The sequence below is a fragment of the Synechococcus sp. WH 8016 genome, from assembly GCF_000230675.1.
Lineage (GTDB): Bacteria > Cyanobacteriota > Cyanobacteriia > PCC-6307 > Cyanobiaceae > Synechococcus_C.
The window spans coordinates 145,781-170,455 of record NZ_AGIK01000004.1 but is presented as its reverse complement, the minus strand read 5'-3'; the positions used below and the strand labels follow the sequence as shown (position 1 = coordinate 170,455).

Below are 24,675 nucleotides of genomic sequence, written 5' to 3'. Positions count from 1 at the left end.
CAGCAAATCAAAACTAGCGAAGCTTCTGAAAAGCTCAAGGGCTTGGCGCCGGTCTTTGATCTGCTGATGAATGCAGCCGGCATTCGCCATCGGCTAGTTCGAGGATCAAGGGGTCTGGAAAGCGAAGGGCGGCAGTGCCGCGGAGCTCAACCCTGATCAGCGCCTTCGGGTTGTCGGGTAAGACCCCCTGGAAAGTGCCCCCCACAATGCGCCGTCCCCAGCCGCGCCCTCCAGACACGGCCGCTGATGTTCGCTCCAGCCAGATCAGTCGGTGCCTTGGCAATGGGGTGGCTTTGAGGCTGGGGCCATTGGGAAGGGGAACACTGCGCAGACGCCAGGTGCGGCAGCTTTCGCCATCTTCAAGCAGTAAATCCACATGCCTGCATGCCGGATCATCTGGAGCATTCGTGTGCTCTAGGAATAGGTATCGAGACAGTTGCGCTGAGATGGGTGTCATCTTCTAGACACCATCTCTAGTCTGAAAAAGGCGTTACCCCTACCCATGGACTCAGCTCCATCCCAAGAGGAAGACAAGGATTTTGCGCAACGGTTTCGGGATCATTTTGAGTCTCTCGTTCCTGAAATCCAGCGCCGTTGGCCCGAGGTGACGCATCAAGCCTTAGATGCCACCCGGGGCAGTTTTGATGAGGTTGTGCAATTGATTGCTTCCCAAAGCGATCGAGCGGTGCAAACCGTGCAGCTGCAGCTGGAAGATTTGATGCATCACCCCGGGGAGAGCGTGCGCAGTTTTGCGGACACCCTTGAGCCCTTGGAGGAGCAACTCGAACATCTGCTTGATGATCTCAATGCCACCTTGCGACCCAAGATTGAGCGCCCTGTGCGAGAGCGGCCGCTGCTGGCCATCGCCATCGCTGCTGGGGTTGGCCTTCTTGTCGGTGCCCTGCTCACTGGAGGTCGTCGTTCCTCATGAGTGAACTACCTGGATCTCAGGAGAGCCGCCCAAGAGGTCTCGGGGCGGCGGGTCGAGTGACCTCGCTAGCCGCTTCGGTGATGGACCTGCATGTCCGTATTGCTCTGCAGGAAGTTGGTCGAGAGAAGCGCCGCCTGATTGGCGGGGGTGTGTTTTTGGCCATGGGCGGAACCTTGATGCTCTTGGCTCTCGTGGCTGTTGAAACGGCTTTTGTGGTCTGGTCCTTGACCGCTTTCAGTTGGACGTTGCCGCAGTCTTTGCTCACCCTTGCGTTCTTGAATGTGGTGGTTGCGGGTGCGAGCTTGCGGATTGGAGGACAGCTGGCCAAGGGGCCTTATTTGCCGCAGACCCTCGAAGGGTTGTCCAAAACCACCCGCGCCGTGATGGGACGTTGATCGATTGGGGTCAACGCACTTGGTAATGCAACCAGCGGCAGTCGATGCCTCCGTTGTTGATCGGGATCCGTCGGGACGCTCTCATCCGCAGGGCTCCCGTGACTCCAGCATTGCCGCTAAGCAGCCAGAAATCCCATCCTGAGGCTTGGCTTTTCACCATGGCACCGAGATCGCCGTACAGCGCTTCAAGATCCTGACCGGCTCCGATGCGTAATCCATAAGGAGGATTGCAAACGATCGTTCCTGGTCCTTCGGGGAGCTGGAGATCTCGGAAATCTCCCGTTTGAATGGAGATCAAGTGGGAAAGACCAGCGGCCTCAACGTTGTTGCGAGCCTGTTTGGCAATCGATGGATCCTGTTCGCAGCCAATGATGAGGGGTTGGAATTGGCCCTGCTCTTGGCGCTTGAGCGCGCGTTCTTTCTCCTCTCTCCAGAGGTCGTCATCAAAATCAGCCCAACCTTCGAGGGCAAAGCTGCGGTTGAGGCCAGGGGCATGCCCTGCAGCCAGTGACGCCGCTTCGATGAGCAACGTTCCCGAGCCACAGAGGGGATCCACGAGCGGAGTGGTTCCTGTCCATCCACTCAGGCGGATCAAGCCAGCGGCGAGATTCTCTTTGAGGGGAGCATCCCCCATTTCGGCGCGATAGCCGCGGCGGTGGAGACTGCCGCCTGATCCATCGAGACTCAGCACGCCACCCTCTCGATCGAGATGCACGTGCAGGCAAACATCAGGTTCATCGAGATCGATCGAAGACCGTTGTCCCCAGATGTCGCGTTGTCGATCAACGATCGCGTTCTTGATTTGCAGTGCGGAGTAGTGGCTGTGATTAAGGCCGGGAGCTGTCCCAGTGACATCCACCCGAAAACTCATCGAGGGATGCAGCCAGCGTTCCCAGTTCAGTCCTTCCTGCACCCCTGAATACAGCGACTCGCGTCCATCACATGGGAATCGGGCTACTTCCCGCAGCAATCGAAAAGGCAGACGGCATTGCAAATGAAGCCGATACAGGCAAGCCATATCTGCCTCGAATGAGACGGCCCTACGCAGTGGTTTCACCGCTTTCGCTCCTAAGGCAAGAAGCTCAGTGACTCCAGCTTCTTCCAATCCTTGAGGTAGCACGGAGACACCTTTAATGCGCTCAGATTTTGCTTGCTTTCTGTTCACTACTACGTCTCGATTTATGCCTACTGATTGACACGGTATCTGAGCCTAAGTCTCTTGTCTTGGTTGTAAGCCCAGAGAGCCTCCGGGACATGCGATCGCCTTGACAAAAGCGGTGGCGAATTTGCAGAAAAGCTCCTGTTTTGTTTTTAAATGTATCTGTCAAGATAATGCTCTTGTTGATGGTTTATTGATCATTTTTGCCTTTTTGAATAGCAAGAAAACTGCATGGAGTGGGTATCTGAAATCTGGCTTTTGGTTGGTATCAATATTTGGTTTTTCCGAATGTCTTCCCTGCTTGCTTGCTGCGTCCTAGGGGCGTCGCAAAGGCACTGATGTTTTTTGCTCTTCGAGAGGCGAGGCATCTTTCGGTCTTGATGCCAGAATGATGAGGTCCGTTCTTGAACGGACTAGGTGGTCCACACCGGTGTTTCGGACAGCGGTTCGATTCCGCTCAGCTCCATTCTCCCTTCGGGGCTGCAATGGTTTCGACGGGGCATAAGGAGGGTTACTGAAGCCTGCTCGGTAAGAGCAAATCCCGTAACTGCGAACAACATCGTACGTTTCTCCCGTCAAGCAGCCCCTGTTGCTGCCTGACCCTTTTAAGGGAGATGGGGTGAAGTCAGCCTTATCACCCAAGTGACTCGTGGGGGTGGAATGCCCCCTTCAATTGTTACTGCTGCAGATGATCTGGTAGTTACGCCAGAAGCCAGTAAAGCGGTTTCCGACAAATCTTCCGACAAGCTTCCTGCGGTGTTCTTGGGGCTGGATAAGGCGGAGGCTTTGGCATACGTCAGTCGGCTCTTTGATGCCGCTCATGCTGGCGCTGTCCTTTGGGGGGACAATCTCCTCCTAAAACGATTCCTTGATCAGTGCAGTCGCACTGGATCTCAGGAAACCAAAGATGGTTATAGGCGAGAGCTGAGGCATTTCACAGGCTGGAGGGATCAGCACCATCCCCACCTGCACCTGAGGGAGTTGGACCCTGCGCTTGTTCAGGACTGGGTGTCCCAGCTGCGGGAACAAGTTGATGCAGGCGAGCTGATGCCGCGTTCTTTTAATCGACGGATCAGTGCCGTCAGCGCGCTCTATCGCTGGGCCGCTGAACCTACGAGATCAGCTGTGTCAGGAGTGCCGCGGAACCCAATCCCCCGAAGAACAGGAATGTCGGCACCAAAGCTGGCCAAGCCGCTATCTGAGTCTGATCTGACATCAGTTCTTGATGTAATTAGTGCCAAGAAGTTAAAGGGTTCAGCTATCGCGGCGCGTGACTACGTGATGGTGCGTGGGTCGTATTTGTTGGGGTGTCGCGTCTCTGAATTGTGCCGTCTCTGTTGGCAGGACATTGAGCGTTTGGAGGAGGGCGGGAACATTCAGCTCTTGGGCAAGGGCAATAAGCCCCGCGCTATTCGGGTCAGCTCCGCAACGCTGGAGTTATTCGAGTCGTTGGGCCGCGGCGAGCCTGAGGGCTGGCTGTTCCCCTCCGATAGGAGAGATGGCCCATTGACCCGTCAGGCAGTTGCTGCTCGCATGGCGAAATGGGGAAGCGAAGCCGGAGTACGGCTTTATCCGCACCGGTGCCGCCATACCCACGCGACACATGCAATCAGGAGAGGTGTCGATGTCTTCACGCTTCAAGCAACACTCGGACACAGTTCATCTGGAACGACTGCTCATTACGTTGCGGCAAACCCAAAAGACAGCAGTTCATTGAGACTCGGATAACAGCACACTCAATAGTTGATAACAGCCTGCCTCAAGCAATTTTCGACTTTGTATGTAGCGTGACAAACATGTTCCTTGCGCTAACTCATGATTGCTATAGCAGTGAAGGCTGCTCACGCAAGACACACGGCATGGGAGCGGAGTGAGAAACCGCTCCTTTTTTATGCGCAGATAAAAGAAAACCCCGCCAAAGGCAGGGTTTCTCGGCTTCTCGTTGGGCGTGTTGCCTAGTTTCCACTCCGTGAAGAAGCCCTCCTCACACGTGAATAATGCCTCAGAAATACGACTGAGCAAGTCCCTCCGTATCAGTTGATTGACTGTTCTGCAGGCGCCTCATCATCATGGGATTGGCCAACTCCTCACAAGGTTTGGCTCCTCACACCCCCCGAAGAAGGCTTAGTCGCCTTCTTTTTTTATGCCTTGACTCATCCTTTCGAGTGAGTGGGTATCAACCCAATGGGCCATTTCGCCAAACTGCACTGATGTGGCAGCAACAGCCTGATCATTTTGCTCCGGAATGTATCTGATCATTTGAGGAGTATGGAGATAGCGATGCTTCCGCTAAAGTTTAAGTATCAAAAACACAATTCTCTTGAACTACTAATCAAATGACTGAACTGCCACCACAAGGACTTAGCACTTGGTTTGAAGTATTCAATCAAGACGGCGACTGGAAGTGGTTTCCATCTGTTGAATTAGCCAAGGAGGAAGCTCAGAGATGGAGATCGAACGGCAAAACAGCACAAATTCAAACACCTGCCTGGAATTGGGGTAAGGACAACCATGCCTATGTTGAAGTTTGCATAGCAGTTTCACATCAACAAGAAGTGGATCGCGGTACTGAGTTCGTAGAGAATGATGATGGGATATTTTATGATTTTGACGAGCATATGCACAGGTTCTACTTAACCTCGGAGATGGTTGAGAAATACGGATTAGATGAAGTTGCAACCAAAATGGATGATGATGAATTGGAAGAAATGAAAGAAGAGTTGGACAACGAATCCGCAAGCTACACCCACGAGATTCTAATTGATGACGTCATTGCTTATCGGAAGACTAAGGAAGACTATGAGTCAACAACAATGACTCCATGGGGAGAAGTTTGGAGTAAGACTTTTGAAGCTTATTTCAATGACTTTCCTGTTGAACTTTACGATGAGCCCGAAGAAAATGCTTATTACTCCCAGGTTTAATCAGGACATATGGCTTAATTGCAAATACTACTAACCGACCCTATGCATTCTTTGCAAGCGTTTGCTTATTTCAGTTGGTTCGGGTTATGAGTCGCGCGTGATCTAATCCAAAAGTCGTTGCCAGCAGTTCTCCTCTTCATCACGGGTGTCTTAACCGGCGTGATCGTTGGTTTCATCCTCAGCAAGATGTTTGGGCGTTCTAGGCCCGCAGGTGGCACTGGCGACTTAGGGCGTCTAGAAGAGCGCCTAGGGCAAGCCAATGAGGGGTTGGGCAAGTTTGGGGATCAGCTTGAGGCACAGAACGCGGAGTTCAAACAACAGCAGTTGCAGCTGCAAGAAGCCAAAGAGGTTGCTGCTGTCAGCCGTACACAGCTTGAGGCAGTCAGCCGCGAGCGAGATGAGCTGAAGTCTTCGCAGTCCACGACAACTAACGTCCTTGAGCAGATCAGGTCAGAGAAAGAGACCCTCAGCAAGCAGGCGGCAGAGATAGCTGAGAAGCTCCGTTCGCAAGAGACTCAAACTCAATTTCTGGAGCAAGCTCGGGCTGATCTACTGACCCAATTTCGCTCCCTTAGTGGTCAGATGCTTGATGGCTCTAGGGACGCCTTGCTCAAATCCACCAAAGAAAGCGTTAGTGAGCCTTTTGCCAAACAAATGGAGCAGCTGCGGCAGCAGATGCAGGTCTTACAGAAGGAGTCAGTAGAGAAGCTTGGGGCATTGGCCCAGACCACCATGGATCTGCGTCAACGCAGCGAAGACGTTAAAGGCGCAGCTCAGCAGCTCACATCTGCTTTGCGTTCCCCCAACGTGAAGGGCCGATGGGGAGAGGTGAACCTTCACAGAATCTTGGAGTTCGTTGGTCTGATCAGCTACTGCGATTTCGACGAGCAAGTGCATGTCGATACAGATGAAGGTGCCTATCGCCCGGACTGCGTGATCACTATTCCTGGTTCGCGCAGGCTCATCGTGGATTCCAAGGCACCGATCGAGAGTTATCTGGATGCCTTGCAGGCCACAGACGAAACACAGCGTGAGGCAGCCTTAAAGGAGCACCTCAAAAAAGTCCGTAGTCATATTGATCTCCTTAGTAAGAAGGATTACGCAGGAAAGCTGAGTTCCTTGGGACAGGTCGTTGACGGAGTCGTTCTGTTCATTCCTGTTGAAGGAGCCCTATCAATGGCATTGGAACGCGATCCTGACCTTCTGGAGTACGCGTTTAGCAAGAAGATCATCCTGACTTTCCCAACAAGTCTCCTCGCGATTCTCAAGGGCTTATCGATGACAATTCAGCAAGGTGAAATAGCGGCAAATATTGAGGAGATCCAGAACAATGCTGTTGAGCTGCATAAGCGGTTCTTGATGTTTGTCGACAAGTTCAACGCTGTAGGAAGCAATTTGGCAAGACTCAACAAGAGCTATAACGAGGCAGTTGGCTCTGCGCAGAGTCGCTTGTTACCGCAGGGGAGACGATTTGCTGAGCTTGCGGGTCAGAACAGTGAAACAACGATTGGTGATGGTATAGATAGCGTCGTCAGAGAAATTCAATCTGGAGAGTAAGCAATGAAATCACCTATATCCATTTTCATAAAGCGTCTTAAGTGGAGTGACTATGCATGGTTATCATTCTTTCTATTCATAATTGCTCTGCAGGCGAATGCTCTTTTGACGAAAGGACCGTCATGGATCCGCATTTGCGGGCTCGTGATCGGCCTGTATTTTTCTGCTGACATTATCTACAAGGCTTTTCGCCGCATAAATCCCGAACGGGATAGTGAGCATTGCAATCCATCCACGTCCCAATCATTATTTCTAAGTCATATAGAGGAAGGAGAGGAAGAGTTTCAAAAGGGTAATTTTCAAGAATCGTTAGCGCTTTTCTTCTCAGCCTTAGATGATTATCCCGAACATTTATCTCATATCAATGTGGAGAGTATTCTTTTAAGAATGGGTTGTTGTTGCTATGAACTTGGGAATTTCCCGAGAGCCATTACCTTTTTTGATCAGTCATTGAAAACAAGACCAACTCAGCGTGCTTACTTTGAGAGAGGGAGGACAAACGAAAAAATAAAACAGACTTCTGATGCAATAGAGGACTACAGCAAATCTATTGCAATGGATGAATACAAAGAATTAAGTCAACAATCGCACGTCTCAAGAGCTGTTCTTGAATCTACTATCGATGATCATATCAGTGCCAAGTCTGACTTGCAAGCTGCCATTGATTTAAACCCTAATGATCTGCAGGCCAGAAGCTATTTAGGCATTACTTACTCTCGACTCGAGGAGTACAAGAAGGCGGCCGAGGAATATTCAAATATATTACATATTGATGCTAACTTTTGGGAAGCTTACAGGCTAAGAGGCTTACTTAGTCTATTTTTATTGGATTACGAAAGTGCTTTAGAGGACCTAAATACCTACAAGTTAAATAGCACAACAGATGAAGAGGTCGAAAAGCATATCTTACATATTCAGCAAAAACTAAAGAAAAAAGAACCTTCAATTGACTTGCTAAAACCAACAGACAACCTTGAAGAGTGGAGAATTGCTCAGGCATTGCTATGCAGAAATGCCGCTTACATCTTCCGGTATGAGAAGTATATTGAGATGCTGCGCGATGACGGCGGACAAACGCAAGTAGTAGAAGAGTTTTCTGGGCTTCGAAGCGAACTCATCACTGAATACTTCAATCAATTAAAGATCTCCTTTAAATATCACGATTCATACTTTCTTTTCCGTCTAAGGAATCTAACTTATGCCTGCATGTCTATCAATATGAATGGTAAAATGAATGACGACAACGAAGCCTTTGGTGAGTATTTTCTATATAAAATTTTTGCCGATACCGATACCCGTCTTCATGAAGTGTTAAATGACGAAGAGATCAAAAAGCAGTCCGAAAGAGCCAATGAGATCGAGGAATATATCGTCTACGGGTGTTCGATTTACTGCAATAAGCTCCTTAATTTAACTGATTGTGGCTCAAGAGAAGAAAGGGACAATGGAGAAAATTATTTAAGATTTTTGGAAATTCAGTCTGGTCTTGAGCAGCAAAAAATGTTTGACGAGATCTATGTAATACGTCAGACGATGCTTTGGACTATTGCTTCAACAAATATAGACTTAGTTACCTCAGCAGAAGAATCTGATTTTTTCGAAGTGAAAGCATTTAATATTTTATCTTCTACCAATCAATGTTTTACTGATTATGGTAATGGGCCATATAGGAGAGAAGAGATTATTGACGCTCTCTCCAGGAAACAGGATTGGATTAGTAAAGATGCAGGAAAAGATGCACAGGTCCTCATACAAGATTATCGCAATGAACTTGATACGATGTCGGATGATCAATTGGCTAACGAGATTCATAGGGACTACTCGGGAGATACAAGGCAATTTTTGAACCAGTGGGGAAACCATGGGCGAGTAGCAACTACGAAAGAAGACCCTAAGGAACGTGTAATCAATACCGAATACACCATCGAACAGCTTCGTCAGGCTGTCATCAATGACTATGCGTATCTCTGCTTCGGAGATGGGGGTACTCAATCTGATGAAACTTCCCTGGAAGATTTCAAATTAAATGCAGCATCCATGTCATGGGAAGAGCTGATGCAAGAAACATCTGTTATTGAAAATGAAAACCCAAAACTCAATCACCCTTTAAGTGAATACATGGAGACCTGGCTCGATAGAACAATGTATGCAGAGATGAAATATCTAAAGAACGAAGATGGTAGTACAACGCTTGTCAATTAATCACCCATATCAAAGTTAGGCACAAAGCATCTAAATGCTATGCAGTCATTTATTATGACGGATTATCAAGTCACACACTTAAGATTTTCGATAATTTTCAGCAAGCTCGGAAGTATCTAAAATGCAACTCGATTTATTTGTAGAGAAAAAGGAGTTTGGTCAGAAATAAAGTTCATGGGCAGAGATGATGAAGACTTCGACTTTGAAATTGCAGAGATAGATCAACATGGTTGTTTTTTGAAACAGATTTATTGTTGGTGGTCTGGAGATGAACTACCAAATCAAGAGTAATTCAATAAAGGAATCGTTATTGCGAGAGAAGAATTTGATTCTTGGCTCTCAAGAAGGCAATACAGTGCCCCTCTATTGATCTAAATGCAATAAAAAAAGGGAGAGTTGAACTTGACAATCTAAGTACATCCTTCTGAAGTTATCGCGAGAATTTTTGATCTATCAAGATCTTTTTATTTGATTTGCTAGATCCCTAGTAAGCTCTGCCAATATATATCCTTTTCTAGAGGTATGCCAAAGCTTCTCATTAAACAACTCTGTGGATCGCTCTGATTGCGATTCATCGTTTGGCTTGCAGAGGCTGTGAATGCATTCGTTCCTTTGATGACGCCAATCGTCTAGCTCCTTGAAGATGTCATCATTTGACAGATTGCCAGTATTTGTAAGTAATTTCTTTACTTGCTCAATCATTCCTCTGAGACTTTGTCTGGCGTTTGGTTTAATGTTTCGTGATTTCAGTATTGACATTAACCTATCTGAAATTATGCTTTCTTCGATCGCCAAAGCCTCTAGCAACCATCCTTCAGATAGGGATTCTTCAAGCCTGTCAAAGGCCATTTTGTAGCTCAGGTATCTCCCAATCTGCTTTCTACTGCTCATCTTCTTCTCTTGGTGAAGTGAGTGAGATGTTAAGACCAATCTCACAGAATCGTTATCCGTTAGCCCTCAGAGTATCCATCTGCACGTAAGATGCGAAGAAGGTAGATATTCTACACCAGGATATAGCGTTCCAAAAGTAGAGTTTAAGCCTTTGTGTTCCTTCGCTTTTCAGAAGTCAAAGTCAGGATCGTCATTTAGCAATTCAACATAGAGAGACTTAATCGATTTATCATCCTTGTAAATTCCTTCTATGGAAACGTGAAAATTATCATCCCCCATTCGTTTCCATCCTCTTGATGAGTTTATGTATATGAACTCATAACCTAGTCCTCTCTATTCCTCACCCTTCCAATTTTCGATAAACTCTTTTAGGTCTTCTTCATCGTCCCAACCTGTCTCTTCAATGAGCTGCTCAACAGAGAGAGTATTGAACCATTCTCTGCGCTCTTCGATAGTCATGTCTAATGGCTCTTCGCTGTCATGGAGCAAGTGCTCATACTCATTTGTCAAGCACTTAATAAGCAATTCTTTGCTGTAGTTCATACATTTTTCTATACAACCCCAGCAGACTAAGGCTTCACTCTCCTTGTCGCAACCTCATTCGACTATTTATGTGTTGAGCACTGTGAACAGTGATCTTTTATCAGCTTTCATGCTGCAGGGAGTGTCCCAGGTGATCCATACGTTATCAGTCAAGGCGTGGAAGTTTTCATGGGCATCGCAGCCTTCATAAATCGTCCTCTATTAATTGGGTTATACGAGAGGCTCTTTTACTTCATTTATTACTTGATCATTGGTGCGATTGAAGCCTGCATAACCGATTTATCTGCTCGGCTTCCGCCACCGTGTTTGCGATGCCACTGGCCAGGTTGGAGGAGCCCACCACAATCGACAGGCACTGAGCCCTACTGATTGCCACGTTCAATCGATTTGGCTCCAATAAAAAACTCAGCCCTCTGGGTGCCTCATCACCGCTGCTTGCCGTAAGCGAATGAATGGCAACCGGAGCCTCCTGACCCTGGAACTTATCCACCGTGCCAACCCGAGCACGACCATTGAGCCGTTGCTTCAGCCGGTTCACCTGCACGTTGTATGGCGCTGTCACCAAGATCTGGTTGGCAGTCAGCGGGCCTTCATCTAGTTCTCCTGCTTTGGCGTGTTGGTAGTGGCCCCCCAGCAGGGCATCCACCAGCTCTTCGATGCGATTGATTTCTTCCTCGCTGCAGACGCTATTACCGCTGTGGTCCACTGCTTCAAAAACAAGGCCCTGCTCAGGTAGCAGTAATCCCGCTTTGCTTTGGCATGGTTTGGCCCATTCGATGCGGTTTGCGCAATTTCCAGGATTGGCCTTGAGCCTGCCCTCGTAAAACAGCTCACTCACCATTGCCGTGAGGCTGGGTTCCATACGCCAGCTAGTGCCTAGAAACACGCCGCGATCAGACGGCACCACAGATGCGCCTTCCATCCAATACTCAAGGCAGCTTTGACCTGAGTCGCCAGGATGATCGGCTTGAGATGGCTGAGCTAGTTGCTGTTGATCGCCCACCAGCAGGATCGAGCGAGCGCAGCGAGCCATCACCAGAAGATTGGCGAGCGACATCTGTCCCGCCTCGTCCACCACCAACAGATCGAACTGATCATCAAGTTCTTCTTTGCAGAACATCCAGGTGGTGCCACCTACTACTGCCATCTCTTCTGTGAGCTGGTCTGGCCTCACTACAGAAAAGCCTTCAGCCGCCAGTGGATCCTCCTTGGCATTGCTGCACTTCACCACCTCGCTCGATGCGCCTGCTGCAGTGCATGTGCTTTTAGCTTTCCTGAGCAGGTTGTTGATCGCCGGATGGCTATTCGAGCTGATCGCTACCCGCTGGCCTACTGCAACCAGTTGGGCAATCACCTGACCAGTGACAGTGGTTTTGCCGGTGCCCGGTGGACCCTGCAGCGCCAGGCTGATGCCGGAATGCTCCTGCAGGTAACTCGCCAGTGCACCCGCTACAGCATTGGGATCTCCAGCAATCACTGCGTTCAGTTCATTGAGTTCTTTAAGCGGCTTCCGTTCAAGCAGCTGCACGATTGCTTTGGGAATTGGTTTGTTCTCGTGGACCCACTCCATCGCCTGCTCTTCCAGCCGTTCTCGCAACGGTTTACTGATGTCCGCCGGGACTCTGATGATTGAGGTTGGCTCCTTAGGGATGCCCTCTCCTTCTCCATTGGCGAGGCGTTGATCGCGTTTCCTCCAAGGCAACTTCAAGCTCACGCTGCCCTGCTTGCTATCGAGGGCATCGACATCCAGCTTCAGGCGGGTGGCTGGTAGCTCCACGGTGAGCCGTCCGTCGCCATTACCGGCATGCAGTTTCAGTGGCTGGCTGGGGTCAAAACGGAAGTGATGAATGTCTGCGCCTGTCCTGGCGCTGGGCCGCTCTTCCATCCCTACCCACTTAACTTCTGCGATTGCTTCTCCGTCGTCGATCAGCTCGTCGGGGCTAAGTTCAGCTTTGCTCCTGCGATCGAAATAGGCCCACCAGCCCACCTTTGCCTCCCGGTGGTGGAAGGGCAGCAATTGAGCGAGAAGCTTTTGGGCTTTCCAGCTCAAGCCAAGCGGTCCGATCGCATTGTCATCAGTAAGTGGATCAGGAATCTCATCGAGGAGTTGTTGGCTAAGCAGCTCCAGCGGTTGCGGCTCCCGTAGCTCCTGCTCGTCTTCACTTAACTGCTGCAGTGGGTATTCCGGCAGACCCAGTTCCGCTTTGCGCTGGCGCAGCCAGTCGTGCAAAAACGCAGTGCTTTCGCAATCCTCCCGGTTGTAGTCCTCAATCGCTTTCAGCTTTGAGCTGTAGGTAGGAGCCTCGCCAGGAACCTCCGGTTCGTCAGAGAGCTGCCAGTGCAGATAGGCAACCACCGAATCTCCGGCGTTAGTGACCCCTGCCTCACGCTGCTCCATATAAAGGTGCTCCACCTTCTTGATCGAGTAGCTGGGCTCACCCAGCACGATCGAACTAGTCACCACCGGCAACAGATCCACCAGCAAACCGTTGCGCAGCCAGTTGTCGATCTCTAGTTCCCGAGTGGCGTGTTGCTGCGCCAGCCGTCGCATCGCTGTTTTTTCATAGGCCGCGTAGTGATAGACGTGCAGGCCGGGATGGCTCCTGCGCCGGTCTTCTACCCAATCCACCCAAGCAGCAAAGGCGGCTTTTTCTTCCTCTGGGGTGTGGGCCCACCAAGCCTTGAACACTGGATGGGTATCAGGCGTATCGCGATAACAAGCTCCGAACAGATATTCGAGCTTGGTGCCAGCCACCGAATCTTGGATCCCCTCCATGTCAAACCAGATGTCGCCGGGATCAGCCGCAGGCAAGGCACTCAGTCCTTTGCCAGTGATGGCAGGTCGCAGTCGATAAGCCGGACGGCCATCAGCACCTACTGGAGTGAGCTGCAGTTCAGCTTGTTGGCGCAACTCATGCAACGCCTCACCAGAAAGTCCTTTCACGCTGCACCCGGCGGGTAGAGCAGCCAACTCCTCGATCGTGGTGATGCCTTTTGCGCGCAGCTTCTGGCGATGGCTTTGGCGCATCCCCGCCACCAGGATTAAATCGCGCTGCTGCTCTAGCCGTTCCTCAATAAACGCTGTCCAGTTGCTGTGGTCACCAGGTGCATCCTCAGGCGCTTGGCTGGGGTCAAAACGTTCCTGAAAAGCTGAGAAGCGTTGGCGTAGATGCTGATACCAGGCCCAGAACTGATCAGTGTTGTATCGCTGAAACCTGCCGCCACCCAGATACAGATCGAACTGATCCGGCCGACTACCTAAAAGCGGGATTAGCAGTTCGCAGTAGGCAGAAGCCTGAACCAGGAAAGTAGTTTTTGGTTTGCTGGCGAGCTTGCATTCAATAGGGATGTAGCTCCACTCACCCAGCGCTGACGGCTCCTCAATCTTCCTGAGCAGATCGGCGCTGCCACGCATTCCACCATCACAAAGCGAGGCTTGATGGATGAAGTCATACCCCTCAGCCATCGCTTGCTTCGTGGCGGTGTAATCAGCTTCCGTTTGCTTGCCAGGCAAACGAGCGATGCGATGCCCCTCCTTCTCCAGCTTCTCGAGCAACACCTCCTCATGACGCAAGCCATCGGCAAACAGCTGCTGGTCAAGCTCGCTTACCGCTGGTTTGTTGCCTTCAAATAGTTTGCGAGCTTCCAGCTCCTGCCACCACGCCCCGATCACCGGGCTGATCGAAAACAGCGACAGCTGGCTAGGAGTGATCAGGCGCATTGATATGGCTGAGGCATATCAGGTTCATAGATATTTAACTGAGCTATCAGCAGATTGCACCCGCAGCAAAACTTGAGGCTGAAAGCTGTTCGCCTGTCGCTGTGTCCAGAATATGGAGATCATCCGCGGCCGGCTCATAGATGGGGGCTCTTTTCTTTTTTTTAGTCGTGTTGGCGGTGGCTTATCTAGTCGCCATAAAGCTCTTCAGCTCAAAAGCCAGGACGACTCAACCAAGTGCGTCGGCTGCAATGCCACCAGCGGCACCAGAGCTTTCTCCAAGGCTCTCCCATCAGCAAGATTCAGCAGCAGATAAACCGCGTCAGAGCGATGAATCGATAAAACAAATTCAAGAGTGGGTTTCTGAAGCTGTTAAGTGTAAAGGAGAAAAGGATTATGAAAAGGCTCTAAAATACTTAGACAAAGCGTATAGGGAGGCAGCAATGTATGAAATAATCTCCAATCACTTGTCTCATTACACAAGACTGCCGGCCTACCTTCAGCTTGCCAAGAAAAATGATGAGGGTTGGGGGCAGCTAAATCTTCTCGCCAACGGTATTCTTCCTCATAGAGGTCCAAATCCAACAGAGCTTGCAATAGATATCGATTGGAGGATAGAAGTCTCAGATAAAACTCGCCTGTTTTTAGAAAGAGAAAAAAAGTTCGAACAAGCTCTTTGGGAGAGGTGCACTAAGAATATGCTGAGTACAGCTCGCGCCATGAGAAAACATATGGAAGCAAGCGAAGCTGTTAAAAATGAAGACTGGAAAAACTATGATTCCAACAGATACTTTAGCGAAGAATTGAAAGAGGGATTAAAGAAAAATGCTCTTTGGTCGCTTGAGCATGCGGAAAAGGTGATGCAGCAGCACACGATCGAGGCGCTCAAGGAAGATTTATGGAAGACAGCTAAAAAAGCCAAGTTTGAACAAGAAAGGGTAGGAGGTTTAGCTGCAGAGGTATTTGCTACTGCTATGAGTACCAAGAGCAAGCTGCATGCACTTGCTGAAGTTCCTGATTTTATGGTGCGTACACGCGCGATGATATTTACTGAAAAGTAGGGATGTCAATGCAACCCCTTTAGGGCTAAATATTAATCACGTTGTGCCTCGTACCGTTCTCAAATGCAGCAAGTTGCTTAAGAGATGTGATTTGATCAAGGAAACTTTCTGCTTCGCGGACGGATTAGTAGTTCCGACTGGGTCCCTTCCAGCCCAAATGCATGTGGATGTGTTGAGCCCGCAGGCTCTCACTAGGCAACAGCTCAGGAATTTTATTAACTATCTCTGCTTGACACGGAAATAGGGATTTTTAGGGCTGATTAAGGAGGTGTTAGCGGAGTTGGAGGGGTTGGAGGCTCAGCGGTAATTCTTGTGACCAGAAGCTGTGTACTTATAAACGCCTCCGCGTGGCCCCATGTATTCCGTTTCTCCGTTGTATTTGGAGTGGCCGAACATCTCCAGTCTTTTCCAGTGGAGTTGAAAATCCTGCGTATTTAGATCTGGGTCTGCCAACATCTCAGCTTCTGTGCCTTGGTTTTGAACAGGAGCGCCCCAGATGTAGAAATGCCCAACCAAGAAAATTAATAAAAATCCGCCGATATATACGCCCCATACTCCATCCGCTCCTCCAACGATTGCGCCGACTATCCAGCCACCCATCCCCCAGAAGCCTGCAACTGCCGTTACGTGGCCAATACGAGTTCCTGGATTATCTGGGTAGTCGTAGTGCCTGCGGTAGCCCATCAGCCCAGTTTGCCAGTGCTTTAGATGAAGTCAGGGATCAGACGGAGCTGGAGGGGTTGGAGGCTCAGAAATAGCGGCGGTAAGGGCGTCCTTCTTTGGTGACGGCTTCCGTGTACTTGCCGCCACGGGATCCAGTTCTGACGGCTGGAGTTGATGGGACTGATGGACCAGGGCTGAAATCCATTTTTTCTGCCTGTTTACGCATCATTTCTCTTGTTGCTTCCCTATTGCGCTTGTCCTGCTCACGTTTTCTCTGTTTGACCTCTTCAGCGGGGAGGTTTGCCTCTTCCTCGCGCTTTTTCAGAAGCTCTGGAATTTGAGCCTTCCGGGCTACCTTTCGCGCTGCTTTCCCTTCCATCAGCCCACTTTGCCAGCGTCGGGTGATGCCACCTCTTGGTGATGTGACCATCTCTAACTGTCACGGCGCCGAGACCATTTCTAGGCATCGCATTTAGGAATGTTGCTTTCAAATTTCTACAGCTGTCCTGAAGACTAGAGTTAACCAAAATATACTCAACGCATGGGTTTCGCTTTATTTTTAGCTTGGATAATTACTGCTCTTTTATGTGCAATTGTTGCTGCTGATAAAAATCACAATGGAACAGCATGGGGATTCGCTGGATTGCTATTGGGGCCTCTGGCATTGATCGCCACAGTTGGACTATCTGACAGGCGTCAGCATCAGCTATTACGTAAAATTTCTGATGCCTTGTCAGGTGAGCAAGCAAACAATGCAAACATTGACAAGCCAGAATTAATCCTTGAAGTTAGCGAGCCAGAAGGGCCTATCGAAGGAGCTGATGATTACAATGCATGCGTTGAGATTTGGAACGAACGAGGCACATATAGACGGCCTGTGTATGCCAAATCAATCATCGATGATAAGACTATTTGCTTGATGGATGAAGGCAATAACGAATTGGCTCGGTTTAAAAAAGATCGATCTGGCAAGTGGACCATGCCATTCTGGCAAAATTAGATTCATTAATTGCTCAGGTCAATCCCACGACAGCAGCAGTAGGAGTGTTTTTATGCGTCAGAAATATCATTCCAGGCCAGAAGGGCTTTGATATTCGAGCCAGGGTTGAAGGCTGGGATTATATAGCTGAAGATATTCATATCTGTACTGAGTTCTCGGAAAATCTCCTCCAAATCCTTCTCCGCATCGTTCGCACCCTTTAGATAAGTCTCTTTGTACTTCTCATCGAGGACGAAAACGTTAATCACAAATCGGTAGCGCACTCGATAAAAAATGCTCTGACCAATCGCTTGCTTGAGGCCGTCCAGGCTGCCTGAGAGGTACTTGATTTCAATCGCAATACCGTCCTCGTTGATCGTGAGGTCTGGACGATGCTTCTTGCCAAATAAGTAGACGCTTTGGACGACAGTTTCCTTGTCAACCTGTGAATGAATCTTCCCGTTCAACCGATCAGCGTTGGCGTTAACGGATGACATGAAGTGAATTTCAAACTCGCGTTCTGACTTTCCGGTCAGGTTGAACCGAGTATTGCCAATGATTTTGTCGAGGGTCTTCACGTCATCCCAGACCTGACCCCTGCGATGCCCAGCCTTAAAGGCCATAACGGCAAATCCAATTCCATCAATACTGACTGATTCAGCTCGCCTCAGCAAACTGCTGTGATGTGGCAGCAGCAGCCTGATTACGCCCTATACAAAGAGAGGCTCGATGGTGAGGGCTGGCTGCTGAACAGGCAAGAAGGGATGCTCCTCCAGATCAAGCCCGATGCAGCAACGCAACATGCTCAGTTCGTTCTGGTGAGCTACTACCGCTTGTCAGCACGGCTTGGGAAACCCGTCAGGCAGCAGCGAATGCTCAGACACCTAGGCATCGAGATGTGGATCAACCTGCAGAAGATCGGTTGGGAACGCTGCACGCCGCCGCCTTGCTGATTACCCGTTTGGGGGATTATGCAAATGCTGCATGTACCCGAACGGGTGATGACTGGTATTGCAGTGGGAACCACAATGAAGAAGTTTAGGAGGGATGATGACCTCCGGTACTCAAATCGAGGCTATGAAAACAACTCCACTTTTACTTGCCCTTGCCTCAGCGATGGGTGGGCTCATTGCCATGGCACCTGCTGCAAATGCAGCAACTACTTATTTAGTGTTGGGTTCTTACAAACAGCCTGATGGTGGCAGTAAACCGAGAGTCGCCCAATACAGCAGTCCGTCAGTACAAATTCTGCCTATGGAGTCAATCGAACAGTGTGAAGCGGCTGGCCGTCAAATCACCACAAAGATTTATAAGCCTATTTGGTACTTTGATGGTCGTTGGACTTGCGTAGAGGGCAAATGATTCGGATCATCCCATTGGTTTTGTCAATAGGTTTTGCCTCACCATCTATTGCAGGAAGCATGGCCGAATGTCTAGCCCTTCGAGAATTATCAGAAGATATGATCTCGAAAGCGAGGAGAGCCGAATCTTCACTGGCTAATGATAAATGTCCTGAAGATAAATTCAGAACAAAGCTGAACTCTGTTTCCGATTGGGCATGGGAGACAAATACGGGCGCGCGGCAACTATGCCGTGAAAAATGGAAAGCAGATACTGACTATTCATATAAGGACCTTTTTGGTAATGGGTATCGTTCAGCGCAAGGAATTAAGATTGCAAAAGATTTGGAAGTATTGGGTTTAGAGCTGTCGAGAGGAAGCTGCCCTGTTGCAGATTTGACATGGCAGCCAGAAAATGAAGTTCGACCTAAAATGACCATATTTCGCATGAGCTGGGAAGAGAAGTTAAACGCCAATCCTTTACTGCAGCTTTGGGCTCGGAAACACCCAAGTCTCGCTGAAATTCAACGCCATAGTTGGGAGAGTATTAAGTAGCAAGACAACACCCGAAAGGGAAAAGCAGGGGGCGCGTGTGTCGCTATCAATCTACCGATAAAAAATTCTTTCTCAAACACAATGACTGATTTTTCTTCCCAAGTTCCAGCTGAAATAGCTGCCTCTGCACCACCAGCAAGTAAAGCCGAACTCGTAGTCTGGATTGCTGGTGGAATCATCATGTTTGGCGGGCTAGCCGGTAATCTTTGATTGGGCTAGGCTTGTGATTAGTATTATGGCTTGAACAGTAGTGTCTAGTCAAAATTCAACTGAACTTCTCGCCAAATTAGAGGCACAACGTAAGCTGCTGCTTGATCTTGGTGGTCGAAATAAGCTTATAAATTTTAAGCACTCAGGCCCTACTTCAAGATCAAAAAAGCAAAACTATCTTCGGATAGCTGATGAGGTGCCAGAAATAATTCTTAAAAAGTTAGATCAGCAATCACGGCTTCAGCTTATAGCAAAGCCACCGGAAAATGCCTATGAGGTAGATCTTACACTTTTGACAGATATATCTACTCTCTCGTCTCAGCATTCCGATGATTTCATTCAGGTTATTGAAGAAGAACCTGTATTTAGCCTTAGCTGCGAGAAGCTCAGATCTGAAAACCGCCTCAGTCTTCAAGAAAGAGGAATTAATACTCTAAATATTGCTATTGGTTTTCTTCATTGGTATGAAAGTAGAGGCTCGATAGGGACTGAAGAGCGTTTCTCTCCTTTAGTTCTCTTACCTGTCCAGATTTCAAGGGAGAAGTCGACAAATGGATATATATATTTTGTTGATGGAGGAGAGGATGATCCTTCGATCAACATCTCTCTTTGGAGAAAGCTAAGTGAGGATGAGGGGCTTCAGCTACCAGCGTTATCTGTTGATGAAGAAGGTCAGCCTCAGTTATCGGAATTTTTTGATGAACTTAAGGTCCTTTTGTCTGAACGTAATGAGAATCACTCAGGACAGCCTTGGCATCTTAAACAGTGGGCTACTCTAGGACTTTTTAGTTTTACCAATATCTCTATATATAATGATCTTGACTTTTCGTGTTGGGATGAAGATCCGCTTAGCTCAAATAGTTTTTTATCTGATTTTATCCAGGGAACTCCATCGGCCAGCATTGAGCCGATGGGCGAGCTTTCGTCTTCACAGGATGAAGATGAGCAGTCTTTGACTGCGTTCGAAGTTCCAAAGCTTATTTCTGATGCTGACAGCACACAATATGCAGTCATCAAAAAGTCTATTCAGGGCTATAACCTCGTTGTTCAAGGTCCACCAGGAACTGGGAAAAGTCAGACCATTACCAATATGATTGCCTGTCTTTTAGATAGTGGTAAAAGAGTTTTATTTGCTGCAGATAAGCTTGCTGCACTGGAGGTAGTTAAGAATAGGCTTAGCGAGAAAGGGCTGGAAGAGTTTTGTCTTGAAATGCATAATGCTGGTTGTTCCAAGCTTAAGCTTCATCAAGAGATCAAGAGGCGAATCGATTATCAGGTTGAAAAGTACTCTCAAAAGAACTACTCTCAATCTCTAGAGCAACTCAAGACTCTTAGGACCGAACTTAACGATCACTCAGGACTTCTTAATAAAACACTATCGACTTCATTTGGGGATACCTCTATTCATGATTCAATTTGGAAGTTGGTATCGAATAAGCTAGCGGTAGCTGATGAATCCGAACTCTTCGCCTTGTCTAGGGCTCAAGAAATTAATGTTGATGTTATAACACCTGCTCTTCTTGAGAGAGCTACTGATGAGTTGGATCAGCTTTCGCAAACCTCACAGCTTCTTTCTGATTGTGGTCTACAAAACATTTCAACAATTGTAGGACTTCCTGTTACTGAAAGTGAGCTAGCAAGTCTTTTAGATGCTCTTCACAATCTCAGGGTTGACTATGAATTGCTCCTTCAGGAGTCCAATCAAGAGAGACTTACCATCTCTGAATTAACGGACGAATACTATCAGTTTCTCCTTGATCAACTCTCTACTGTTGAGAAGCTGTCCGAATCCTTCGGCGTTGCACCTGACGTTCCTATTAATGAGAGCTTTGCTACTAATCTTTCAGAGGCTTTACGTCTCATCAAGACACGAGAAAGTGTCCAGGACCATATACCTTCCTGGACATATCCACTTCTTGGAGAATCAAAACGGTTTTCTCAGCTCCAAGACTGCTTGATAGCAATTGATAATCTAGTTAAGGATGAGAAAAATATTGACTCGGTACAGCATTTTCAGGATTTGCTAAGGGATTCTTTTGACTTCTGTCGGGCTACTGGACGACTTCTTTCTCGTATGGATCGAGCAATCACAGAAAAGCTCTGTTATGGAGATACTGCTGCTTGTATAGATTTCTCTAGGTCTGCTTCTGCGATACCTATCCAAATCGCAGCACAGGTTATTGCTCATTCTGAGTCTTCTCAACATGTCTCAAGTTGCTACGCCGCACTTTTAGAAATTAAGCGAAACTCAAATCTTGCTACTGAGCTGACTGGACTTGGCGTGGAAGTTAGTTCTCTTGGTGAAGTTGATGCTCTTCGCTTTCGGGATAGTGTGCAATCAATCCGAGATACTGGTCCCTTGGGGTGTATTGTTGATGCCAAAGTTCGTTCTGCTAAATTACTTTGGAAGCTTGTTAGTAATAGTCAAACAAAAAGACCGGCGCTGCCTCAACTTGCCAAAATATATTCAAAGTGTTCTGAATATATAAGGCGTAGTTCCGAGGAAGAAGCTTTGATCAATGAGGTTCTTCCACTTGAGAAGCTACGCGACCTTTCAAGCCAATTAGATTCCGCCGATGATCATGAATGTGACCTGGTTCAATTTTATGGCTCTTTAGATGATCCGAAGCTAGCAGCATCTGCACTGGAACTACTTGCCACGATCTCTGAATCTATCTCTGTCCCGGAGCTGATATGCCTATCGGCAAGGACTCTTCAGGAAGCAGAAAAGGTTTCTGGTGCCAGCTTAGCATCTATAGGTTCAAAGATAAGTCTTCTTGGGGAGGGAATAAGAGATTCAATTTCTGCATTAGATCCATATGATCTATCACTTCTAGCTCGCGATCTTTCGGCTTTTAAGGATGCGGTAGATTCTCTTTATCAATTCCTAATCAGCAATAATATTTTCTCTGATAAGGATCTTTCATTCTCACTGAGTGGCTCCAATATTGAGTCACTACTCTCGACTTTTAATGATATAAAATTCTCATCATTACCACCTGCTATTAGCGAGTCACTCTCGTCGTATGGGGTCTCTGCTACTTGCTCGGCACTTCGAAAAAATCTTGCATGCTTCTCTAGGAAAGATTCCCTTAATACTATTTCATCTACAGCTCCCATAGCGGATTTTCTCTCTGCTAACTCTGTAGAAAATTTTCTATCTGATGTTACTGTTGCTGACGCCTTTTCTACCCTGCTTAGCCTTACTGATAAGGCAGTATCTTTTCAGCCTGAAATTCTCAAATACCTTCGAGTTGTCTCCTCTCTATCTCAGAAGGGAATTTCTAAGGGGGTCGCAGAGGTTGTCAAGCTATCTGTTGAGTCAGGTTTGCCTCCAAGGCGTATCCTGACAGTAGCAATTGCTTCTATGCAATCTCGTGAGTTGCAATTAGAAGCGCAAATAAGTACCTTATCTGGTGCCTCAGTCAATTCTCTACGTGAACTATTTAGAGAGGTTGATGAAGACTTTATCCTTGACTCTTCCAAGGCTCTAGCAGCTTCCTTGTGTGCTGGAACAAAGAATGCTCTGTTACCAGGGACATCTACTGGAAGCCCACGGCTTTTTACTGAGGGGCCATTAATTCAACACGAGATCAGAAAGCAGCGCCGTCATTTGCCAACTAGGTTGCTAGTCAAGCAAGCCTTTGAGTCGCTTTCTCGTCTCAAGCCATGTTGGATGATGTCGCCTGCTTCTGCAGCAGAGCTGCTTCCTAAGCGTCCTGCTCTTTTTGATGTACTCGTCATTGATGAGGCATCACAGATGAAGCCTGAGCAAGCATTTTCATTAATTGCACGAGCTAAGCAAGTCATTATTGTCGGCGACAGAAATCAGCTTCCACCAACCAACTTCTTTCAGAAAAGAGATCTCGTCTCAGATGAAGATGAAGTCGATGTCGAGATTGAAGATAATGAATCTATCCTTGAGCTTGCAGATAAGGTTCTAGCCGCTAACGGTTGCTCGCTCGGTTGGCACTACCGTTCACGTCATCAATCATTAATAAGCTTCTCGAATTACTACTTTTACGAAAACTCCCTGACAATCTTCGCCTCAAATAAAGTTGACTCCCAAGTAAATCTTGTTCAAGTTGAGAACCCATTGTATTCCGGTGGTATCAATTTGTCGGAAGTAGAGCAGGTGATCCAGGTGCTTAAGCGTCAGATCTCTGCAGAGCCTGATAGGACAATCTTGGTAGCCACAATGAATCAGGCTCAAACTTCGGAACTCAAGATGGCATTGGAGAGGGAGATCCAGAATGACCCTTTGCTTGAGAAGTTTTCTTCTACCCATCAATCCACCCTTGACGAATTAGTCGTAAAGAACCTTGAGAATGTTCAAGGAGATGAGCGTGATGTTGTCATTATCTCAACTGTCTATGGACCTGGCTCTGACGGTCGTGTCATGCAAAACTTTGGTCCAATTAATAAAGATTCAGGTTGGAGGCGTCTAAATGTACTCTTCACTCGTGCTAAGCACAAGGTCATAGTAGTCTCTTCCTTGATGCCATCAGACATCTCAATCACTGAGAACTCAAGTAGGGGTGTGCGTGCTCTACGTGGCTATCTTGACTTCGCTTTATCAGGTTCAATTGCTGATGACTTGCAGCGATCTGGAGGTGAAGTCGAAAGTCCTTTTGAAGATTCTGTACGAAACTCTTTGGTTTCTCTCGGTCATCAGGTAGATCTCCAAGTTGGTGTTGCCTCTTACCGAATCGATATGGCAATACGTGATCCAAGAGATCCTTCGCGTTACCTATTGGCAATTGAATGTGACGGGGCGTCATACCATTCTTCTTTTAGTGCGAGATCGCGAGATCGCCTGCGTCAACAAGTCTTAGAGGGGCTTGGATGGAAGGTTTATCGTGTTTGGTCAACAGACTGGTTTCGTGACCCACAGCGAGAGTTGAACCTGCTTGATACTTATATTAGAGACCTGCTTTCCTAGCCTTTTGAAGTCGATGTTCTTTTTTCCCTTGTTGAATTGAGAGTTTGTTTTATTTGTAAGAAGTCGTTTCTCTTCTATAGGGATTGTTCTATTATTAAAATTATCGCCTTGGTTTCGTGATCAATAAGGAGGTTGCTCGAATATGGCAAGAGCTACTGCTTTAGAGACCGCTGAACGAGTCGATCACCTTCAAGTCATGATCTTGGAGGGTCAGCCAAATTCCTCTTGTCTCGCTTTTGCGAGAAAGGAGTGGGGGATTAGCAGAGCTCGCGGGTATGAACTTCTTAAACGTGCCTGGTCGCAGATCAAGGCCGATGTTGATGAGACCGGTATCGATAGGCAAGAGCTATTGGCTTGGTCCATCCAGACGCTGATGGCTGCCGCTGGTCAGGCAAAACAACAGAATAATCCTGGAGCTGTTGTTGCTTGCATTAAGCAGCTTGATTGGATGACGGGCTTAGGGATCAACGCAACAGCTAGACAACGAGTTCCACGGATACGGAGCTAGTGAAGCTATCGACGAATGCTAAGTAACAAGTGTTTCTCAATCGATGTGTAGCCGGGCTTTAAGTATTTGTCTCTAATTGCGTAAATGAGTAACATCA

General features: G+C 47.9%; 20 protein-coding genes. 12 read left to right on the top strand and 8 right to left on the bottom strand.

The genetic code is table 11. The annotated features are described in order from the left end of the window. Positions 1-34: 34 nt before the first annotated feature. A complete protein-coding gene (locus tag SYN8016DRAFT_RS10860; RefSeq protein ID WP_006854462.1) occupies positions 35-457 on the bottom strand; it encodes a hypothetical protein in 423 nt (140 codons plus the stop codon). 45 nt (positions 458-502) lie between these two features. Between SYN8016DRAFT_RS10860 and SYN8016DRAFT_RS10855 the strand changes: the two genes are divergently transcribed. Next, on the top strand, positions 503-931 hold the full coding sequence (locus SYN8016DRAFT_RS10855; RefSeq protein ID WP_006854461.1) for a hypothetical protein: 429 nt from the start codon (positions 503-505) through the stop codon (positions 929-931). Continuing rightward, positions 928-1,326: a phage holin family protein gene (locus SYN8016DRAFT_RS10850; RefSeq protein WP_006854459.1), complete on the top strand. Its 399-nt coding sequence runs from the start codon at positions 928-930 to the stop codon at positions 1,324-1,326. Before SYN8016DRAFT_RS10855 ends, SYN8016DRAFT_RS10850 begins: the two co-directional genes overlap by 4 nt. 10 nt (positions 1,327-1,336) lie before the next feature. Here the strand turns inward: SYN8016DRAFT_RS10850 and SYN8016DRAFT_RS10845 are convergent, their stop codons facing one another. Beyond that, a complete protein-coding gene (locus SYN8016DRAFT_RS10845; protein WP_006854458.1) occupies positions 1,337-2,491 on the bottom strand; it encodes a class I SAM-dependent RNA methyltransferase in 1,155 nt (384 codons plus the stop codon). 654 nt (positions 2,492-3,145) lie between these two features. Here SYN8016DRAFT_RS10845 and SYN8016DRAFT_RS10840 point away from each other — a divergent pair. From SYN8016DRAFT_RS10840 to SYN8016DRAFT_RS10825, 4 genes are all read left to right on the top strand, one after another. Further along, complete coding sequence (locus SYN8016DRAFT_RS10840) at positions 3,146-4,213, top strand: tyrosine-type recombinase/integrase (protein ID WP_006854457.1); 1,068 nt, start codon at positions 3,146-3,148, stop codon at positions 4,211-4,213. Between the two features lie 608 nt (positions 4,214-4,821). Next, a complete protein-coding gene (locus SYN8016DRAFT_RS10835) occupies positions 4,822-5,409 on the top strand; it encodes a hypothetical protein (RefSeq protein WP_006854456.1) in 588 nt (195 codons plus the stop codon). Between the two features lie 117 nt (positions 5,410-5,526). Further along, positions 5,527-6,966 carry a DNA recombination protein RmuC gene (rmuC, locus tag SYN8016DRAFT_RS10830; RefSeq protein ID WP_038014515.1) on the top strand — a complete coding sequence of 480 codons (1,440 nt, stop codon included), beginning with the start codon at positions 5,527-5,529 and terminating at the stop codon, positions 6,964-6,966. A 144-nt stretch (positions 6,967-7,110) separates the two neighbouring features. Then, positions 7,111-9,168, top strand: a complete 2,058-nt coding sequence (locus SYN8016DRAFT_RS10825; RefSeq protein ID WP_159098326.1) for a tetratricopeptide repeat protein — start codon at positions 7,111-7,113, stop codon at positions 9,166-9,168. A 453-nt stretch (positions 9,169-9,621) separates the two neighbouring features. On the opposite strand, the gene SYN8016DRAFT_RS10820 is transcribed toward SYN8016DRAFT_RS10825, so the two are convergent. The 3 genes from SYN8016DRAFT_RS10820 to SYN8016DRAFT_RS10810 form a co-directional block, all read right to left on the bottom strand. Next, a complete protein-coding gene (locus SYN8016DRAFT_RS10820; RefSeq protein ID WP_006854452.1) occupies positions 9,622-10,059 on the bottom strand; it encodes a hypothetical protein in 438 nt (145 codons plus the stop codon). Between the two features lie 333 nt (positions 10,060-10,392). Continuing rightward, the gene (locus tag SYN8016DRAFT_RS10815) at positions 10,393-10,602 is read right to left on the bottom strand and encodes a hypothetical protein (RefSeq protein WP_006854450.1); all 210 of its coding nucleotides are present in this window, start codon (positions 10,600-10,602) and stop codon (positions 10,393-10,395) included. A gap of 247 nt (positions 10,603-10,849) precedes the next feature. After that, positions 10,850-14,323 carry a TM0106 family RecB-like putative nuclease gene (locus tag SYN8016DRAFT_RS10810; protein ID WP_006854449.1) on the bottom strand — a complete coding sequence of 1,158 codons (3,474 nt, stop codon included), beginning with the start codon at positions 14,321-14,323 and terminating at the stop codon, positions 10,850-10,852. A gap of 140 nt (positions 14,324-14,463) precedes the next feature. Between SYN8016DRAFT_RS10810 and SYN8016DRAFT_RS10805 the strand changes: the two genes are divergently transcribed. Continuing rightward, positions 14,464-15,381 carry a hypothetical protein gene (locus SYN8016DRAFT_RS10805; RefSeq protein WP_006854448.1) on the top strand — a complete coding sequence of 306 codons (918 nt, stop codon included), beginning with the start codon at positions 14,464-14,466 and terminating at the stop codon, positions 15,379-15,381. A 297-nt stretch (positions 15,382-15,678) separates the two neighbouring features. On the opposite strand, the gene SYN8016DRAFT_RS10800 is transcribed toward SYN8016DRAFT_RS10805, so the two are convergent. Both SYN8016DRAFT_RS10800 and SYN8016DRAFT_RS10795 read right to left on the bottom strand, forming a co-directional pair. Then, positions 15,679-16,065 carry a hypothetical protein gene (locus tag SYN8016DRAFT_RS10800; protein WP_006854447.1) on the bottom strand — a complete coding sequence of 129 codons (387 nt, stop codon included), beginning with the start codon at positions 16,063-16,065 and terminating at the stop codon, positions 15,679-15,681. A gap of 64 nt (positions 16,066-16,129) precedes the next feature. Then, positions 16,130-16,423, bottom strand: coding sequence for a hypothetical protein (locus SYN8016DRAFT_RS10795; protein WP_006854446.1), 294 nt, complete (start codon positions 16,421-16,423; stop codon positions 16,130-16,132). Positions 16,424-16,585: 162 nt separating this feature from the next. Between SYN8016DRAFT_RS10795 and SYN8016DRAFT_RS10790 the strand changes: the two genes are divergently transcribed. Then, positions 16,586-17,044, top strand: a complete 459-nt coding sequence (locus SYN8016DRAFT_RS10790; protein WP_006854445.1) for a hypothetical protein — start codon at positions 16,586-16,588, stop codon at positions 17,042-17,044. Positions 17,045-17,094: 50 nt separating this feature from the next. Here SYN8016DRAFT_RS10790 and SYN8016DRAFT_RS10785 read toward each other — a convergent pair whose 3' ends face one another. After that, entirely contained in the window at positions 17,095-17,646 is a 552-nt protein-coding gene (locus tag SYN8016DRAFT_RS10785) for a hypothetical protein (protein WP_006854444.1), read from the bottom strand. Between the two features lie 60 nt (positions 17,647-17,706). On the opposite strand from SYN8016DRAFT_RS10785, the gene SYN8016DRAFT_RS10780 reads away from it, so the two are divergent. The 4 genes from SYN8016DRAFT_RS10780 to SYN8016DRAFT_RS10765 all read left to right on the top strand — a co-directional run bounded on the left by SYN8016DRAFT_RS10780 (position 17,707) and on the right by SYN8016DRAFT_RS10765 (position 24,070). Next, the gene (locus tag SYN8016DRAFT_RS10780; protein ID WP_006854443.1) at positions 17,707-17,976 is read left to right on the top strand and encodes a DUF1651 domain-containing protein; all 270 of its coding nucleotides are present in this window, start codon (positions 17,707-17,709) and stop codon (positions 17,974-17,976) included. A 97-nt stretch (positions 17,977-18,073) separates the two neighbouring features. Next, entirely contained in the window at positions 18,074-18,385 is a 312-nt protein-coding gene (locus tag SYN8016DRAFT_RS10775; RefSeq protein WP_006854442.1) for a hypothetical protein, read from the top strand. Then, on the top strand, positions 18,382-18,918 hold the full coding sequence (locus SYN8016DRAFT_RS10770; RefSeq protein ID WP_006854441.1) for a hypothetical protein: 537 nt from the start codon (positions 18,382-18,384) through the stop codon (positions 18,916-18,918). Before SYN8016DRAFT_RS10775 ends, SYN8016DRAFT_RS10770 begins: the two co-directional genes overlap by 4 nt. A gap of 250 nt (positions 18,919-19,168) precedes the next feature. Beyond that, a complete protein-coding gene (locus tag SYN8016DRAFT_RS10765) occupies positions 19,169-24,070 on the top strand; it encodes a DUF4011 domain-containing protein (protein WP_006854439.1) in 4,902 nt (1,633 codons plus the stop codon). Positions 24,071-24,675: the final 605 nt, after the last annotated feature.

Excerpts from the sequence above, each read along its gene's own strand:
- SYN8016DRAFT_RS10775 (WP_006854442.1), top strand. The coding sequence starts at position 18,074 with ATGACCTCCGGTACTCAAATCGAGGCTATGAAAACAACTCCACTTTTA.
- SYN8016DRAFT_RS10800 (WP_006854447.1), bottom strand. The coding sequence starts at position 16,065 with ATGGGCTACCGCAGGCACTACGACTACCCAGATAATCCAGGAACTCGT.
- SYN8016DRAFT_RS10840 (WP_006854457.1), top strand. The coding sequence starts at position 3,146 with ATGCCCCCTTCAATTGTTACTGCTGCAGATGATCTGGTAGTTACGCCA.
- SYN8016DRAFT_RS10850 (WP_006854459.1), top strand. The coding sequence starts at position 928 with ATGAGTGAACTACCTGGATCTCAGGAGAGCCGCCCAAGAGGTCTCGGG.
- SYN8016DRAFT_RS10780 (WP_006854443.1), top strand. The coding sequence starts at position 17,707 with ATGTGGCAGCAGCAGCCTGATTACGCCCTATACAAAGAGAGGCTCGAT.
- SYN8016DRAFT_RS10790 (WP_006854445.1), top strand. The coding sequence starts at position 16,586 with ATGGGTTTCGCTTTATTTTTAGCTTGGATAATTACTGCTCTTTTATGT.
- SYN8016DRAFT_RS10815 (WP_006854450.1), bottom strand. The coding sequence starts at position 10,602 with ATGAACTACAGCAAAGAATTGCTTATTAAGTGCTTGACAAATGAGTAT.
- SYN8016DRAFT_RS10810 (WP_006854449.1), bottom strand. The coding sequence starts at position 14,323 with ATGCGCCTGATCACTCCTAGCCAGCTGTCGCTGTTTTCGATCAGCCCG.
- SYN8016DRAFT_RS10855 (WP_006854461.1), top strand. The coding sequence starts at position 503 with ATGGACTCAGCTCCATCCCAAGAGGAAGACAAGGATTTTGCGCAACGG.
- SYN8016DRAFT_RS10770 (WP_006854441.1), top strand. The coding sequence starts at position 18,382 with ATGATTCGGATCATCCCATTGGTTTTGTCAATAGGTTTTGCCTCACCA.
- SYN8016DRAFT_RS10785 (WP_006854444.1), bottom strand. The coding sequence starts at position 17,646 with ATGGCCTTTAAGGCTGGGCATCGCAGGGGTCAGGTCTGGGATGACGTG.
- SYN8016DRAFT_RS10860 (WP_006854462.1), bottom strand. The coding sequence starts at position 457 with ATGACACCCATCTCAGCGCAACTGTCTCGATACCTATTCCTAGAGCAC.
- SYN8016DRAFT_RS10835 (WP_006854456.1), top strand. The coding sequence starts at position 4,822 with ATGACTGAACTGCCACCACAAGGACTTAGCACTTGGTTTGAAGTATTC.
- SYN8016DRAFT_RS10820 (WP_006854452.1), bottom strand. The coding sequence starts at position 10,059 with ATGAGCAGTAGAAAGCAGATTGGGAGATACCTGAGCTACAAAATGGCC.
- SYN8016DRAFT_RS10805 (WP_006854448.1), top strand. The coding sequence starts at position 14,464 with ATGGGGGCTCTTTTCTTTTTTTTAGTCGTGTTGGCGGTGGCTTATCTA.
- SYN8016DRAFT_RS10795 (WP_006854446.1), bottom strand. The coding sequence starts at position 16,423 with ATGGAAGGGAAAGCAGCGCGAAAGGTAGCCCGGAAGGCTCAAATTCCA.